Source organism: Hydrogenoanaerobacterium saccharovorans, assembly GCF_003814745.1.
Classification (GTDB): domain Bacteria; phylum Bacillota; class Clostridia; order Oscillospirales; family Ruminococcaceae; genus Hydrogenoanaerobacterium; species Hydrogenoanaerobacterium saccharovorans.
The window spans coordinates 1,429,755-1,445,705 of the sequence record NZ_RKRD01000001.1 but is presented as its reverse complement, the minus strand read 5'-3'; the positions used below and the strand labels follow the sequence as shown (position 1 = coordinate 1,445,705).

Below are 15,951 nucleotides of genomic sequence, written 5' to 3'. Positions count from 1 at the left end.
ATGGCAGAAGTGATAAAAAAGGCAACCCGCGAAAGCTTTGGTATGGCTGTAACTGCGTTAGCAGAAAAAAATAAAGATATTGTTGTTTTAGATGCAGATTTAGCTGAAGCTACTAAAACAGTTATGTTTAAAAAGAGATTTTCCGAAAGATTTATTGATTGTGGCATTGCAGAGTGTAATATGATTGGTGTTGCAGCGGGTATGGCAACCTGTGGCAAAATCCCGTTTGCAGCATCGTTTGCGATGTTTTCTGCAGGTCGTGCTTTTGAGCAAGTTCGTAACTCAGTAGGATATCCTAAATTGAATGTAAAAATTGTAGGCTCTCATGCCGGCATCTCAGTAGGAGAGGATGGAGCAACCCATCAGTGCTGCGAAGATATTGCATTGATGAGAACTATTCCGGGTATGGTAATACTAAATCCTGCAGATCATTACGAAATGACCGCTGCAGTCGAAGCTGCTGCTACGCATTATGGTCCAGTTTACATTCGTCTTGGCCGTCTTGCAGTAGAGAGTTTTAATGACCCTGATAAAGGTTACAAATTTAAGCTAGGCAAAGGCATCACACTGCGTGACGGTAAAGATATTACAATTATAGCAACTGGTTTGATGGTTTCTGAAGCATTAAATGCAGTGAAAATTTTGGAGCAAGAGGGTATTGATGCAAGACTTATTAATATCCATACAATCAAGCCAATCGATCGCGACATTATCATAAAAGCTGCAAAAGAAACAGGTAAAATTGTTACTGTTGAAGAGCATAATATTATTGGCGGATTGGGCGAGGCTGTTTCCAGCGTATTGTGTGAGGAAATTCCTACACCGGTTGTTAAAATCGGTGTAAATGATTGTTTCGGTCATTCAGGCCCCGCTGTTGATTTACTCAAAGAGTTTGGTCTCAGCACCGATAACATTGTTGCTACTGTAAGAAAAGCTTTAAACAAGTAGATTGATAGACTGGATTTTAACATTATTAAAAAGAAGATACTGAGGTTAATCCTCAGTATCTTCTTTTTTGGTAGTTTTTCGTGCCTTTACACCAGATAATGGATTTCGCTTTACGGCTTCTTCCAATTGTTTGTTAGAAACATGTGTATAAATTTCTGTAGTGCCTAAGTTAGCGTGTCCCAACATGTCCTGAAGCAAACGAATATCCACACCGCCATGCTGATACATTAAGGTTGCCGCAGTGTGTCTTAATTTATGAGTAGAATATCCTTTCCCACTCAATCCTGCTGTTTTTAGGCATTGATCCACAATCTGCTCAACACGGCGATTACTGATTCTTCGGCCTTGCTTTGAAATAAATAATGCATTCTTATCCGCAGTCTGAACTATCGGTCTAACTTTTTTATATGCAGCAATAGCATCAAGGCATGCCTGGTTTAAGTATAATATTCTCTCTTTATTGCCTTTTCCGGTAACCTTTAATGTATTATCATCTTTAATATCGGTAAGATTAATACCAACTAATTCTGAAAGACGCATGCCGCAGTTTAAAAAAAGAGTAATGATGCAATAGTCCCGCGTTTGATCTTTGCCATCAATATGAGTAAGTAAATCAAGGCTTTCCTCCAAAGATAGATATTTGGGCAAGCTTCGTTTAATAGACGGCACCTCAAGATTAAGTACAGGATTTTCTTCAAAAACATTTGCTTTCGTGGTAAGATATTTATAAAAAGAACGCAGGGAAGAGACCTTACGCGAACGAGTTTTAGCATTGTTATCGCGATTAGATAAAGCATAATTCAGATATTCATAAATATCTGACAAAGTAATTTCTTTAATATGCTCAAGTGTTATATCAGCTATTTTGATATTAGTGGCGGTGGTTTTTTTATCGACTAAACCTTTATGTTTTTTTATAAAACGTAAAAAGGTTCTTAAATCAATGTAATAAGCTTCAACGGTGCGCGAAGAGCGTCCTTTGATTGTTTCCATATAAAACAAGAAGTCTTTTAAATACTGAGGACAGTCATCTAATATTTTTGAATTCATGTATTTTATCATCCTTATCCGATTTTCATCCTTCCAATTTCGCTAAATATGTATTTAGCGAAATTGGAAGGATGAAAACATTATAACATACCTATAATCACTTGTAAACAGCTAATCTTAATCTTTATTTACATAACAAAGGAATGATAGAGCCAATATCCGTAACAGGCTCATCTTTACATAGATTGATGATTTCTATCTGATTTTCCTCTAAAAAGATTTTCAAGGTATCATAATATGTAAGGCGCTTTACATCACCATAAAACGCCAATTTGTTTTTATCTATTAGACCACAACATCCACCTATAAAGCCTGTATTGTAGCCACTTAAATTTATTTCTCCTGAAGGGATTTTTAATACGTTTAACCCAGAGTTTACACCCGCTTGATATATTGATGGATCTGCTGTTATCATAGTGTGCTCATCTATTATACAAGTGCTGCATTTAGTATAGCCTTGATTGACATGTATAAATCTGATAGAGTTTTGATTAAAATATTGCATCAATTTTGGCTCGCAACTGAATTGATTGCCAAATGCTAACGCTCCTATCCTCACAACATTAAGTGCAACATCATTGGGGTATTTCTTTTTTAAATCTTTTACTGCATAACTAATTTCAAACCCCAAATAGCGAAGTTTTTCTTCATCACAAATATCTTTCTTAGCCAAAACCAGTTTGTTTTTTCCTAAATGATGAAGCAACATATCGGTATGAGAATTAACAGGTAAGTCTAGATCATGGCAAGGAGAAATTAATATACTATCAATTCCTGTTTTGGCAAGTTCTAGCTCTAACGACTTATTCTTGCTTGAGATGGCAACAACTTTTACAAAAGATTCAGGTAAATTTGGGATATTGATAAATTTCAAACCTTTTTCCTCTCATTCATAGCGCAATGCGTCAACCGGCCTTAAATTTGATGCTATCCAAGATGGATATACTCCGCATATTACACCTGAAACTACTGCAAAAGTAACTGTAAACAAAATCATTCTAACATTTAGCAGCACTTCAATGTGAAACAGCATACACCCTATTAAAGCAAGAAGAACTCCAACAACCACACCAATCATACTACCTATGGATGAAATTGTAAACGCTTCCACAAGAAATTCACTCATGATTATACCACGGCTAGCCCCAATAGATTTTTTGATTCCGATTTCGCGCGTTCGTTCATTAACACTTACTAACATGACCGTCATAATACCAAGCCCTGCTACAACTAAAGAAATACCCGCAATCGAAGATAATATGGTAGCGACAATGCTCAAAAGATTATTCAAATTATCTTTTTGCTGTGCAATATTTTCTGCATTATACCCTCCCCTTGTTCGATTTGCATATTCAAGCCCTTTTACAATATCTTTTGCGGCTTGGTCAACAACTGCACTATCGTGCACTTTTACAGCGATTCGGTCAAAGCTTGAACGACCTAATAAACGCTGCATGGTTGTGTAAGGTACATATACAAACATAGGTAAATACTCGCCTATCAAGTTTTGCATTGCATTTCCGCCTGATTGCACTACCCCAACTACAGTGAAATCTTCATAGCTGCCTCCAATCAAAATTCGCATTTGTTTACCGACAATATTTTCTCTGCCGTAAAAGCCTTTTGCAGTGTTTGAATCAACTAAACAAAAATTACTTTCGGATGCTATATCATTTCGAGTAAACAAATTACCATAATTAGGAGATAAGGATATAATTTGATTAGCACCTTCATCGATTCCCCATATTGCTACATTTGCGACTAGACCACGCATTGATAAGCTAGAATACTCCACAATAATAGGAATTGCACTTTCTACTTGCCTCATGTTCTCAATTGTTTCAAGGTCACCTTGTTGCAACGCAAGATCTGTCCGTTGCTTACTAACACTAATTGATAGTGACCCTAAGCCAAGGCTGTTTAGTTCATTGTTTATTGCAAATTTTCCAACATCACCGATCGTTGAAATTAATACAACAGACGCAACACCTATTGCAATACTGGCAACAGTAAGAACAGTGCGAAGTTTTTTTCGGCCTAAATTTCGCAATGCACACTTTATATATTCTCTCATATTACAGGATCTCCTTGCATTATTGCATAAGCGATTTTGTTTTCATCAGTAATATCATTGGGATTGGTAACAACGCTTTCATTTTGAGTTAACCCCTCTGTTACTTCAACTGAATTTGAAAGCTCCTTCCCTGTTTTAATATATCTTTTCTGTAATCGATTTTGAAAATAAACAAACACATATTCGCGGTTATCTTCTTGTTGCTGTACAGCTTCGTACGGAACAGTAATCATCTCTCTTCCGGGTTGTGTTGCAATCACAGCTTTAGTAGAATATCCGGGTTTTAGACCTTTATCGACATTTTTTATAGAAAGTTCAACATCTACTACTGTCTGCTGTACTGTTCCACTAATGATTCTGCGTGCAGTTGGATATATCTTTGATACCACTGCATTATAATGCTTGCCGCCAAAGCCTACTCCCGTAAGAAATGCTTGATCTCCAACCTGAATTTTTGCTACATCAGCTTCATTTACAGATACACGTGCAATGTAAGCACTATCATCACTTACAACTAACACAGGTTTAGTAGTAAGTGTCAATACATCGGTTTGCATGTTTACAGCAGTTATCACACCATCCATGGGCGCATTAATTTCATGTGGAATAAACCCTGCTTTGTTTTGCTGGATAGGTACATTTTTGTATTCTGTCATAACCGATTGCACATCTTCTTGAGTAAATCCATATCTAGCAGCCAATGCACTGATGTCATTATTTAAGACCTTTTGTTCATTATCCAAAGTAGATACCGATGTACCTTGTGCCAAAGCAGTTTGTGTTAGCTCTGTATTAATTGCAGCCAGTTTTTGCCCCTTGTATACCCTATCACCGATTTCTACATTGATTTGGCTTGCAATTACAGGTGTTTCAAGATAAATTTCTTTCACACGTTTTTCTATGATTTCCCCATTACAATGGATTGTATTTTGATATGTTTGAGATTTTACATAAGTTATGTTCACCTTTGTTATTGAGGATAAAATCATTGATGGTATAAATGCTATGGATAAAACGAAAAATACTGTTACAGCAGATAGCGCAATCTTTAGTCTCATAAACCTCATTCCTTTCAATATCTTCACACAGTTATTTTGTCATAGAACAGCCGGTTTATGAAAGAAAAAGAAAGTTTTGTTATAATCATTTGAGAGGGGTTCATTTTTAATGTTGATGATTCCATGCGATAGAAATTGTCAAAACCAGCAGGACGGATATTGCTGTTTAGAGGGGATCACCAGTGTCACCAATCCCCACGAAATTACAGAAAAAGGATGCCTCTATTATGTGCGCGCAGCAGCCTCAGCTTGCAAAGATGAACCTGTTTGTAATTATACAAATGTACGCAAAAATACCCGTCATTTATGACGGGTATTTTTTAAAGTTTAATATATTTAAAAGCCTCACTTATAGAACGTATGCCAACAATTTCAATATTGTACGTTGCTATATCTAGGCCTTTGAGGCAGGCTTTGGGCACGATACAGCGTTCAAAGCCCATACGCTTTGCCTCTTTAATACGCTGTTCTATACCTGTAACGGCTCTCAATTCACCAGCAAGGCCTATTTCACCAAATGCTATCACATTATCGCTGATAGGTTTATCAAGCAGGCTGGAAATTAGCGATAGTGCAACTGGAAGGTCAACAGCAGGCTCATCTAGTTTTAGTCCTCCAACTACATTGATATATGCATCAAGATTACCGAAAAAATAGCCTCCCCTTTTCTCTAATACGGCAATGAGCAAAGCTGCTCGATTGTAATCAAATCCGGTTGACATTCTACGTGGTACACCAAAGCTGGATTTAGAAACCAATGCTTGAATTTCGGCAAGAATTGGGCGCGATCCCTCCATTACACAAGCAACGCAAGTACCTGAAACTCCACTTGGTTTGCCTGAAAGAAGCATCATGGAGGGGTTTTCTACCTCACGCAACCCCTTATCACACATCTCGAATACGCCAATTTCGTTAGTAGAGCCATAACGATTTTTTACAGCACGCAAAATTCGATAAAATAGATTACGTTCGCCCTCAAAATAAAGCACTGTATCAACAATATGTTCCAAAACTTTAGGGCCTGCAATCGCGCCGTCTTTATTCACGTGCCCTACAATGAAAATGGATACATTCTCGCTTTTGGCAAGGCGGGCAAGAATTTGTGTGCACTCTTTGACCTGTGATACACTCCCACAGCTTGAACTGATGGTTGACGCTACCATGGTTTGGATTGAATCTACAATAACTACATCAGGCTTGTTTGCCTGTATTGCGCTTACAACATACTCAATATCGGTGTGTGCCATCAAGAGCAAATCATTTGTAGTAACCCCCAAGCGATTTGCTCTCAGCTTTACCTGCGCTCTACTCTCCTCTCCTGATACATACAATACTTTTAAATTATTGCATAGATGTTCGCAAATTTGCAGCAGAATAGTTGATTTGCCGATGCCCGGATCACCGCCAAGCAAAACCAAACTGCCACGTACAATACCGCCGCCCAATACACGGTCAAATTCATGAAGACCTGTTTTATAACGGTGTTCTTCGCTTGAATCTACTTCATTCAGGCTTGATACATAGGCAGCGTCATATTGCACCGAAAACACAGGTAACTGCTTACTTACAGCAGATGCTTTTAATGGTGCGCGCGTTTCTTCGGCAAAGCTGTTCCATTCTCCGCAATCTGGGCATTTCCCGTACCATTTGGGTGACTCAAACCCACAATTATTGCACACAAATACTGTTTTAATTTTTCCGGCCATATATACGTCCTCCTGCGGTAAAAACCGCTATGCCTAATCTTCCGCAAGACCTGAAACTCCATTTTCAAAGTAGCTCATCAAAGCAGTATATATAGTAAAAGCCACTTTTTGCTGATATTCTTCAGTCGAAAGAAGTTCCGCCTCACGCGGGTTAGATAAAAAACCACATTCTACCATAACTGCCGGGCATGTAGCATGGTGTAAGATATACAAATTTTTTTGAGCAGGCTTTGTTTCTCTTTCATTTTCCGGCTGTAGTAATGTTTTAAATTGTTTGCGTAAAGTTTCAGCTAGGATTTTACCCTCCTTGTTGTTAGTACTGTAAAAAATCTGAGTACCATAATATTTGCTTTGTTCAAATCGATTTTGATGAACACTTACGAAAATTGCATTTGGCGTTTCTTCTGCAATTTTGAGGCGGTTTCTGATATCCGATACTTTTTGCTGTCGTACAGAAGTATATTGCGGATCATGAATGGAGACATCGTCATCTCGTGTCATTACCGTATTATAGCCACCTGCTTTAAGCATGGTATTTAACATAATTGAGATTGATAGATTAATATCCTTTTCGATTTCTTTATGGACACCAACTGCCCCTCCATCCATGCCCCCATGCCCAGCATCAATTACAATAGTTGGATGTGTTGTTATGCTAGCAATTACAGGCTGTGTTTTGCTCAATTCCAACATTATTCCGTAAGCAATCGATAACCCCAAAAAAGACAATATAATCGTTATCAGTAAAAATTTTTTCTTAATGGCTTTATTCAACCCGCATCACCCCGATAAAGGCTATGCGAAATAGTGTTGCAGTTATGCCTACTGAGTTTAATTATACTCTAAAAAATACTGGCACTAGACACTCTTTGTATGTAAAAATAGTAAATCAAACCCATTTTATGCTTCTACAATTCTTTTATTGCGCCACTTGCCACTTTTCCAGCGAAACATAAAAATAACAGCTCGGATACATTCATCCATCGCCATACCAATCCAAATACCTACCAGTCCCATATCCAACAACACGCCAAGCACAAGCGAGCCTCCAACCGCAATCACCCATTGGCATACAATACCAACTATGGTTGGGTATCGGATATCCCCTGTCCCCTGCAACGCACGAACTAAAACGATGTTGACAGCTCTACCTACTTCAAGGAAAATTTCAATTCCCATAATTATTTTGCCTAATGAAATCACTTCAGGATTATCAGTCAATAACCGGAATGTATAACTACTGAACAAAAATAATGTTGTTGAAATTAATAACGATATTTTAACAGCTGAATTCAATGTTTTTCGCACACCAAGATAGGCTTCATCCAACATTTTTGCACCAATAAAATACCCGACAACAATCTGCTGTGCCTGGCCGATTGCAGAAGCGTACAAATAAGATAGCATTGCAAACATGCCTGCATATACCTTGGTATTAATTGTTATAGTTCCAAAGGTATTGGCAAAACTCATAATTACTATTTGTGAAAAGTTATATGAAAGAGATTCTCCTGCAGATGGCAAACCAATAGCAAGCAGTGATTTTAATTGCTTCACCGGGAACGGTTTGGGCCATCGAACAGAAATTTTAATATGTGATTTTTTTATAAAAATGATAATAATCAAAACAACACCAACAAATCGACTAATATTACTTGAAATAGCCGCTCCTACAACGCCTGATTTGGGAATCAGAAAGGTGTTGCCTAAAATATTTAGCAAATTAATAACTACCGAGATATACATGGATTCTTTCATCCATGCATTACTTCGAAAAAAAGCAGAGAATGTCAAAAAAATTGCCTGAAAAGATATAAACGCACCAATTACACTTATGTATTGACTTGACTCATGCATAAGTTCTTTCGGAACATGCATCCACTGAAAAATTGGTTGATTGAATACCACTAAAACTCCGCTTACAATAAGACTAAATAGCAAATTGACAATGATGGCAATAGTATAGGTTTCGGCCACTCGTTGATAACTATTTGAACCTAGATATTGTGAAACTAAAATTGTGGTAGCCATACTGATAACACTAAATGTCAGTAGCAGTACATTCATGATCTGATTAGCATTCCCTATAGCTCCGACCGAATTTTGTGAATATCGGCTCACCATAACCTGATCCATATTACCTACTAACATTTGCAAAACAATCTCAATAAATATTGGCCATGTTAGTTTAAGCATGGTGCGCCTGTTCGTGTATTGTTCAAGATTATTCATGTGTTTTCCCCAAATCAAATCAAATTTCCTTGTACAGCTTATATAAAGTATAACATATCCATATAATTGTTCAAGGTATATACTTATAATTAAATAAAGAATAAAAAGAGATGAACAGATACTGTTCATCTCTTTTTATTCTTGGAGGCGCCACCCGGAATCGGACCGGGGATAAAGGTTTTGCAGACCTCTGCCTTACCGCTTGGCTATGGCGCCACATTCTATTATATACTAAAAGGCACTTAGCTATTACTAAATGCCTTTTATTTTTGTTGGAGCGGGTTACGAGGTTCGAACTCGCTACCTCCACCTTGGCAAGGTGGCGCTCTACCAAATGAGCTAAACCCGCAAATGGTGCCTTCGGTCGGAATCGAACCAACGACACGAGGATTTTCAGTCCTCTGCTCTACCAACTGAGCTACAAAGGCATATCGCTTTAGAGAAAGAAAATGGCGACCTGGATGGGGTTCGAACCCACGACCTCTAGCGTGACAGGCTAGCGTTCTAACCAACTGAACTACCAGGCCAAATGTGGTGGGAACAACAGGGCTCGAACCTGTGACCCTCTGCTTGTAAGGCAGATGCTCTCCCAGCTGAGCTATGCTCCCACATCATTTATCTCTTTGCCCCGAGCGACGAAATTTATTATACTATATATATCAGATAATGTCAATGCTTTTTTCAAAAATTAACTATTATATTTAAGCTTCAAATTTTAGCATTATAATCCTCTTATAATAAAAGCAATTTTACGTAAAATAAGGTTATCAAAAACAACAAGAAGGAGTATGGTTAATTAATGGATAATCGAAAAAAGAGTAACCGTAAGATAATTGACCCCAAAGGGGACGCAGTTCTCCATGGCAATCGGGCAAGGATTGACCCTAAAAAAGATGTAGTTAGTGAATATACCTTTTATGCAGGTATTCAGCGTGATTTTATGAATGCTCAAGCAAATATTCCAATTACAAACAATGAAAATGTAGAAGAAATTAAAAAATTTGGTGAAGAAAATAAAAAGTAGTCAAGACTACGCTTAAAAAAGCGCACAGATGGTTTTTCTGTACGCTTTCTCCATTAATACTTTACAAAAATAGTTGTTGCGTAAGCTACAATCATACCATTATCTTCTTCAACAACATAAACACCTGCGCCTATATGCGTAAACTCTTCGCGACAAATATTTTCATAATGAGATGGGCTACTCTTCCACTCTTCAAACCACCAATTAGCATCTGTATGTAGTTCAACGCGTGGATCGTTATATTCTACATTTGCTAAATTTTCCCCTGCTGAAGCATATTTAATTGGTACATCCTCTCTTAACACCGTTTGCCACGGGTCACCGTTAGGTCTCGTATGGTCCCAAACCCCGCTTTTATAAAGTTCTCGGCTGCGAATACGGGCAGCTGAGCGTAAATTTTTATCGTATTCCAGCTTGCTAAGTCCTAATGACTCCCGCTCTGCGTTAATTTCAGCTATGATTCCCTGCTCAACATCTTTAAGATATTCATCTCCTGTTATATCAGGGATCTCCTTCTGCGCATCTTCTTCTTGACTGGAAGCCTCTGCTTTGGATGAAGTTGTTCGGGGTTCTGTTGGCTTATCTTGATTTATTAGCTTTTCCGGATACACTTGCTTTATAATGGCCTGTAATTGATCTTGATTTTTCAACGCATTTCCACAAGCTTCCATAAATTCACTGTGCGAAATATTAAAGAATTTCAAAAAGCTATATATGTTAATATTACACTGTGTTCTGCTGGCATGCTCATCTCGCCATTGTTCGTATTTATCGACACCTACTATTTTTATAAGCTCATCGCTTATTTCATGCTCCCATGTATGCTGGCAGAGATTATTAATTGTTAAGCCATTGGCACCCTTTGTTCCAACCTCTATAGCCTGATTTGATATTGTTTTATCAGTCGTAAACACGTATTCATTTTCGGTTTTATTTATTTCTTTTAAATCATGCTCCGTTTTTTTATCGTCTGCTGCGATGGTAAGTCTATAACTGTTTCCACCTCCGAATTGTAAATGGTATATCGTAATGGTTTCTCCAATATAACGTCCTATGTATATTTCATAAGGAACATTATCAAGAAAACTACGGTAAAAGCTCTCTACTTGGTCAATGCCTAGAGTTTTGTCCGCCAATTCTATAGCAACATTTTTGTGTTGTTTAACAAACTCTTCTGCCATGTTATTCAGCATCGCTGCTTTAACTTCATTTTTAATATCTGTTTCGGGAACTATTTGTACAGCAGAAGATTCTATATTGGGAAACGAAGATGGAACCTCCTGTTTCTGTTTACATGAAACGAGCAGTAAGCAAAGTGCCAATGATAATGATAGTATTCGATATCGATTCATATTTTTCCTCCATTAGTCCAATACAAAATGAGGTGCAATTTTGTCATAGGTAGCTTCACCTATACCATCTATATTCATTAACTCATCAAGGCTGTTAATAACACCTACCTTATCACGGTATTGAAGTATTTTTTTTGCCATAACCGGACCAATCCCTGAAATTGTTTGCAGTTCCTCTGATGTTGCAATATTCAAACTCACTTTAGCGTCAGGATCCTTTTTTAGTCCCTTACCGCTATTATCCGATGCAGATGACAAAGAACTACTCGTAGTTTCTTCCGGCATATACGATACAGCAACCGGGGCATATTCAGGCATCAAAAAAGCATTGTAAACTACCAAGCCTATAGACAAAACCAGAGCAACGGCAATTAGAAAGTTAACGGAAAAAAAGTCTTCTTTCATTGTGTAGATGCCCCCTTTTATAAGCTAACAGCATTATAGCATTATAAAAGAAAAAGTGCCACTATCCTGTGACACTTTTTTTAAAGTGAGAAGAAAAATTATTTCTGAGAAAAGGCTTGGTTATCAAACCCGGATGCAGCCTGTATACCAGCTCCTTTATCGCTGTACGAATCAATCGTTACACGATCTCCGGATGTTGTTAAAGCAAGTTCATCACTGAGTGCGGCATCTATCAAATAGATTCGGTCTTTATATTCTTGTAATATGACTTTATAGACTGTGCTTTGCCCGTCAAATTCAGATGCAATACGAAGAATAGTACCGGTAACAGAGTTTTTTTCAAGAGTATCATCAATATTGGGTGATATACCTACATTTTTCATTCCTTGCTGATAATCTTTAATTGCTAAAGGAATAGTTTCTCCGGTTCCGACTATCGAGTAATCTGTAACAGATACCATTGCATATTGCTTTATTAGCCCCTCTTTGTCTTTCAATGTTGTAAAATAGGTTGGCTCCGAACCAATATTCAATATAAGTGGGAAAGTTGCTTTATACCCTAAATGCTGAACTTTACCTTCGGCGCTGCCCATTGCAGCAGTCTCGGTCGCACCGTTCATAACATACCGACGTGTAGATTTATTTTTCATATCTACCATTACATAGCCAATTGTACTGGAATCCTGACCAACACTTGTAAGGCCCGTAAATAAATAACAGCGGTTATTATTGTATACAATCATATGGCCTGGAGATGATTTGAATTTGTCTTTATCTGAGAAGTTAAAGATACCATGCACATATTTACCTTGGTTATCAATTTGATTGATAATAAAATCTTCAGGCTGAACTCTATCCACCCAATCCGGTATATTATCCAGATTATATCTAACAGTCTCGCCGGTAGATGCATTTAGTGTAATAACTCCCGTAGCTTCGGGCAGACTAAAGCCACGTTTGTTTTTGTAGGTGGATACCACCCAAAAAGGCTGACCGTTGTCATCAAGTTCAAACGAAAAATCTGTAATTCCTTCAAATAAAGCTTTTGCAAGGCGAACTTTGCGTTTTACATCGTTAAGCAGATAGGAGTTCACTTGATATTTCACATATTTTCCATCTACATAATCTACATCCTTTACGTTAGTTGCGGAAACAGTAATATAACCGGGAGTACCTTGCAAATTGGTAAGCCATTTAAATATGCCGGAATGATGAAGAGGTACAGCCCAAATTAATTTTCCGTCAACTCTTTGGATGGTAGGTTCCCCCAATACCACCTGACTGCCGAGTGATTGTCTCTCGCCAAGTTTTTTATCTGCAAGATTATAGGCAAGCTCTTTATCTACTATCGGGATTTGGTTTACATCAACGGGTTGTACATCTTTACTGAAATCTGTAATTTCAGCCTGACCAAGCTGGTCACGAAATGCTGACCAATTTATTATAACCGATGATGCAATTACCATTACAACAAAGAATACCCAAGGTGCAGCGAGTAGTATTTTTACCCAACGTGGGAATTTTTGACTGGGCACATAATTAAATGCGCGTTTTGAATTTGTAATGTTTTCAAACGTAAATGTTCCAAACCTTAGCAATGACCATACCAAAATATAAGCAGTGATTACTGCGCAGTAAAATAGTGCCCCTTCTGCGTACAAAGGGTTAAGAGTTGGCGCCTCAAAAAAGATATACCCCAATACAAATAAAGTCATAACAGAATAGATAATCAATTTAAATTTTTTCAAATAAATCCCACCTTTTATTTCTATGAAACTAATTTTAACATAAAATATTATAATTTACTATCTTACAATCTAAAATTAGCGATAAAGTATTTGGAGTTTATATCGTAATTGTTCAATTTCTTAATTTTTTCTTAAATAAGATTCAAACACCTTTACTTATTTTTAACGCCATGTTAGGATACTTGTGTATGAATTACAATGAGGTGACAATCTTTGACTGATTGTATTAAAATAATATCATTTAATCTTCGTGCGGATTTTAAACACGACAAATCAAACCGCTGGGATTTGCGCAAAGATTTAGCTATGAAGCTGATTAAAGATTCGGGTGCAACGATTATAGGTGTGCAAGAACTTTTGCCCAAGATGCGTATTGATGTGCAAAACCTACTAACCAACTATACCGTATTGGGATGGGGACGTTACAAAGGAGCAAAGCCCAACAGTGACGAACACTCTGATATAATTATAAAAAACGATAATGCAGATGTTGATTTTTACAAAACTTTTTGGCTGTCAAATAAAACTATAGACGATGTCAGTCGTGCTTATTATGCTTTTTTTCCTCGTATTTGTACTGTAGCCGAAGTGAATGTAAAATCGCTCAATCAGAGCATACGTGTATTTAACACACATTTTGATCATATCTGTGGTATGGCAAGAGTATTAGGTGTTAACATTATTTTGCGCACAATGAGTGAATTAAACCAAAAAAGCCCTATGCCCACAATTTTAATGGGTGATATGAATGCAAGGCCTACAAGCAAACCCATTCGCATACTGCGTGAGAACCATCACCCTTACGATAATGTACATCTTACCGATGTTTATTCTTATTGTAATCCAGGCAGCATAAAAAATACTCATCATGGCTTTAATAAAAAAGGGTTGCTTGCATGGCTAATTGATCGTGCTCCCATTGACTATATTTTTGTATCTGATGAATTTGAGGTACTAGACGCATATGTCGATCGTTCTAATGAAAATGGCAGATATCCGTCAGACCACTTCCCGATTGTAGCAACATTAAGACTGCACAAATAAAAGAAAGGCATCTTTTTTCAAGATGCCTTTCTTTTATGCTATTTAACTGCATCGAGCCCTGCCTGAATATCTTCTAAAATATCATCAATATTTTCGAGACCTACCGAAAGTCGAATTAAGCCGGGTGTAATACCCGCTCCAACCAATTGCTCATCGGTGAGCTGTCGGTGAGTGGAGCTTGCAGGGTGTAGAACACAGGTACGAATATCGGCGACATGCACTACGATAGACGCCAGTTTGAGAGCATCCATAAATTTCACTGCATTATCTCGCCCCCCTTTAATTGAAAACGAGATAACCCCGCTTGCACCCTTGGGCAAATATTTATCTGCCAGAGATTTATATTTGTTTCCATCCAAAGTGGGGTAATTAACAAACTCCACTTTATCCGATTTATTAAGAAAATGAGCAATTGCATCTGCATTTTTGCAATGGCGCTCCATACGGACAGCAAGTGTTTCTAAACCAAGGTTTAATAAGAATGCGTCTTGCGCAGAGGGATATGCACCAAAGTCCCTCATCAGCTGTACCCTTGCCTTAGTAATGTAAGCAGCAGCACCGAATTGTTTTGTATATACAACACCATGATAAGATTCATCGGCCTCGCAAAGACAAGGGAACTTTCCGTTATCCCAATTAAATTTACCACTGTCCACAATCACTCCGCCTACTTGAATAGCATGACCATCCATATATTTAGTGGTGGAATGAATTACGATATCAGCACCATGTTCGATGGGACGGCACAGAAACGGAGTAGCGAAGGTATTGTCAATGATAAATGGAACTTGATTTTTATGTGCAAAACGTGCTAGCTTTTCAATATCAAGTACAGCAATAGCTGGATTAGCAATAGTCTCACCAAACACAGCTTTTGTATTGGAGCGAAATGCCTTTTGAAGTTCTTCTTCACTTGCATCGGCATCAACAAAGGTGCACTCAATTCCAAGCCTTTTCATTGTAACCGCAAATAAATTTAATGTGCCCCCGTAAATAGTAGAAGTGCTTATGAAATGGTCTCCTGCGCTAAGAATATTAAGAATCGAAATTAAACTTGCCGCTTGACCTGAGGTTGTGCAAAGCGCACCAATGCCCCCTTCCAGTGCAGCAATCTTTTTTTCAACAGCATCAACGGTTGGATTGGATATGCGGGAGTACATATGCCCGCTCGCACTTAGATCAAAAAGTTTGCCTACATGTTCGGTAGAATCGTATTTGTAGGTTGTACTTTGGTAGACAGGAAGTACTCTCGTCTCGCCATTTTGGGGTTCATAGCCTTCATGCAGGCATTTTGTTTCTATTTTCATATA

At 37.8% G+C, this 15,951-nt stretch carries 14 protein-coding genes and 5 tRNA genes; 3 read left to right on the top strand and 16 right to left on the bottom strand.

Features of this window, described 5'->3' with window-relative positions:
* Nucleotides 1-948, top strand: a complete 948-nt coding sequence (locus EDD70_RS06770) for a transketolase family protein (protein ID WP_092751704.1) — start codon at nt 1-3, stop codon at nt 946-948.
* 45 nt (nt 949-993) lie between these two features.
* Here EDD70_RS06770 and EDD70_RS06765 read toward each other — a convergent pair whose 3' ends face one another.
* The 12 genes from EDD70_RS06765 to EDD70_RS06710 form a co-directional block, all read right to left on the bottom strand.
* Nucleotides 994-2,007 carry a tyrosine recombinase XerC gene (locus tag EDD70_RS06765; protein WP_479723802.1) on the bottom strand — a complete coding sequence of 338 codons (1,014 nt, stop codon included), beginning with the start codon at nt 2,005-2,007 and terminating at the stop codon, nt 994-996.
* Between the two features lie 115 nt (nt 2,008-2,122).
* Nucleotides 2,123-2,872 (bottom strand): DUF6873 family GME fold protein, encoded by a 750-nt coding sequence (locus EDD70_RS06760; protein ID WP_092751709.1) that lies wholly within the window; start codon nt 2,870-2,872, stop codon nt 2,123-2,125.
* A gap of 12 nt (nt 2,873-2,884) precedes the next feature.
* A complete protein-coding gene (locus tag EDD70_RS06755; RefSeq protein ID WP_092751711.1) occupies nt 2,885-4,072 on the bottom strand; it encodes an ABC transporter permease in 1,188 nt (395 codons plus the stop codon).
* Entirely contained in the window at nt 4,069-5,130 is a 1,062-nt protein-coding gene (locus EDD70_RS06750) for an efflux RND transporter periplasmic adaptor subunit (RefSeq protein WP_162840782.1), read from the bottom strand. Before EDD70_RS06750 ends, EDD70_RS06755 begins: the two co-directional genes overlap by 4 nt.
* A gap of 320 nt (nt 5,131-5,450) precedes the next feature.
* A complete protein-coding gene (gene radA / locus EDD70_RS06745; RefSeq protein ID WP_092751717.1) occupies nt 5,451-6,836 on the bottom strand; it encodes a DNA repair protein RadA in 1,386 nt (461 codons plus the stop codon).
* A 33-nt stretch (nt 6,837-6,869) separates the two neighbouring features.
* Nucleotides 6,870-7,610 (bottom strand): N-acetylmuramoyl-L-alanine amidase, encoded by a 741-nt coding sequence (locus tag EDD70_RS06740; RefSeq protein WP_092751719.1) that lies wholly within the window; start codon nt 7,608-7,610, stop codon nt 6,870-6,872.
* 126 nt (nt 7,611-7,736) lie between these two features.
* Nucleotides 7,737-9,068, bottom strand: coding sequence for an MATE family efflux transporter (locus EDD70_RS06735; protein ID WP_092751721.1), 1,332 nt, complete (start codon nt 9,066-9,068; stop codon nt 7,737-7,739).
* 142 nt (nt 9,069-9,210) lie between these two features.
* Nucleotides 9,211-9,284, bottom strand: a tRNA-Cys gene (locus tag EDD70_RS06730).
* Between the two features lie 57 nt (nt 9,285-9,341).
* Nucleotides 9,342-9,417: transfer RNA gene (locus EDD70_RS06725), tRNA-Gly, on the bottom strand.
* A gap of 3 nt (nt 9,418-9,420) precedes the next feature.
* Nucleotides 9,421-9,496, bottom strand: a tRNA-Phe gene (locus EDD70_RS06720).
* Between the two features lie 22 nt (nt 9,497-9,518).
* Nucleotides 9,519-9,595, bottom strand: a tRNA-Asp gene (locus EDD70_RS06715).
* Nucleotides 9,596-9,600: 5 nt separating this feature from the next.
* Nucleotides 9,601-9,676, bottom strand: a tRNA-Val gene (locus EDD70_RS06710).
* Nucleotides 9,677-9,867: 191 nt separating this feature from the next.
* Between EDD70_RS06710 and EDD70_RS06705 the strand changes: the two genes are divergently transcribed.
* The gene (locus tag EDD70_RS06705; RefSeq protein WP_092751723.1) at nt 9,868-10,092 is read left to right on the top strand and encodes a hypothetical protein; all 225 of its coding nucleotides are present in this window, start codon (nt 9,868-9,870) and stop codon (nt 10,090-10,092) included.
* Nucleotides 10,093-10,145: 53 nt separating this feature from the next.
* Here the strand turns inward: EDD70_RS06705 and EDD70_RS06700 are convergent, their stop codons facing one another.
* The 3 genes from EDD70_RS06700 to EDD70_RS06690 form a co-directional block, all read right to left on the bottom strand.
* The gene (locus EDD70_RS06700; RefSeq protein ID WP_092751725.1) at nt 10,146-11,444 is read right to left on the bottom strand and encodes a CAP domain-containing protein; all 1,299 of its coding nucleotides are present in this window, start codon (nt 11,442-11,444) and stop codon (nt 10,146-10,148) included.
* A gap of 12 nt (nt 11,445-11,456) precedes the next feature.
* A complete protein-coding gene (locus tag EDD70_RS06695; protein WP_092751727.1) occupies nt 11,457-11,849 on the bottom strand; it encodes a ComEA family DNA-binding protein in 393 nt (130 codons plus the stop codon).
* A gap of 98 nt (nt 11,850-11,947) precedes the next feature.
* Nucleotides 11,948-13,597, bottom strand: coding sequence for a hypothetical protein (locus EDD70_RS06690; protein ID WP_242943070.1), 1,650 nt, complete (start codon nt 13,595-13,597; stop codon nt 11,948-11,950).
* Between the two features lie 213 nt (nt 13,598-13,810).
* Here EDD70_RS06690 and EDD70_RS06685 point away from each other — a divergent pair, with 213 nt between their 5' ends.
* The gene (locus tag EDD70_RS06685) at nt 13,811-14,641 is read left to right on the top strand and encodes an endonuclease/exonuclease/phosphatase family protein (RefSeq protein ID WP_092751729.1); all 831 of its coding nucleotides are present in this window, start codon (nt 13,811-13,813) and stop codon (nt 14,639-14,641) included.
* Between the two features lie 38 nt (nt 14,642-14,679).
* Here EDD70_RS06685 and EDD70_RS06680 read toward each other — a convergent pair whose 3' ends face one another.
* Nucleotides 14,680-15,948 carry an O-acetylhomoserine aminocarboxypropyltransferase/cysteine synthase family protein gene (locus EDD70_RS06680; RefSeq protein ID WP_092751731.1) on the bottom strand — a complete coding sequence of 423 codons (1,269 nt, stop codon included), beginning with the start codon at nt 15,946-15,948 and terminating at the stop codon, nt 14,680-14,682.
* Between the last annotated feature and the right edge of the window lie 3 nt (nt 15,949-15,951).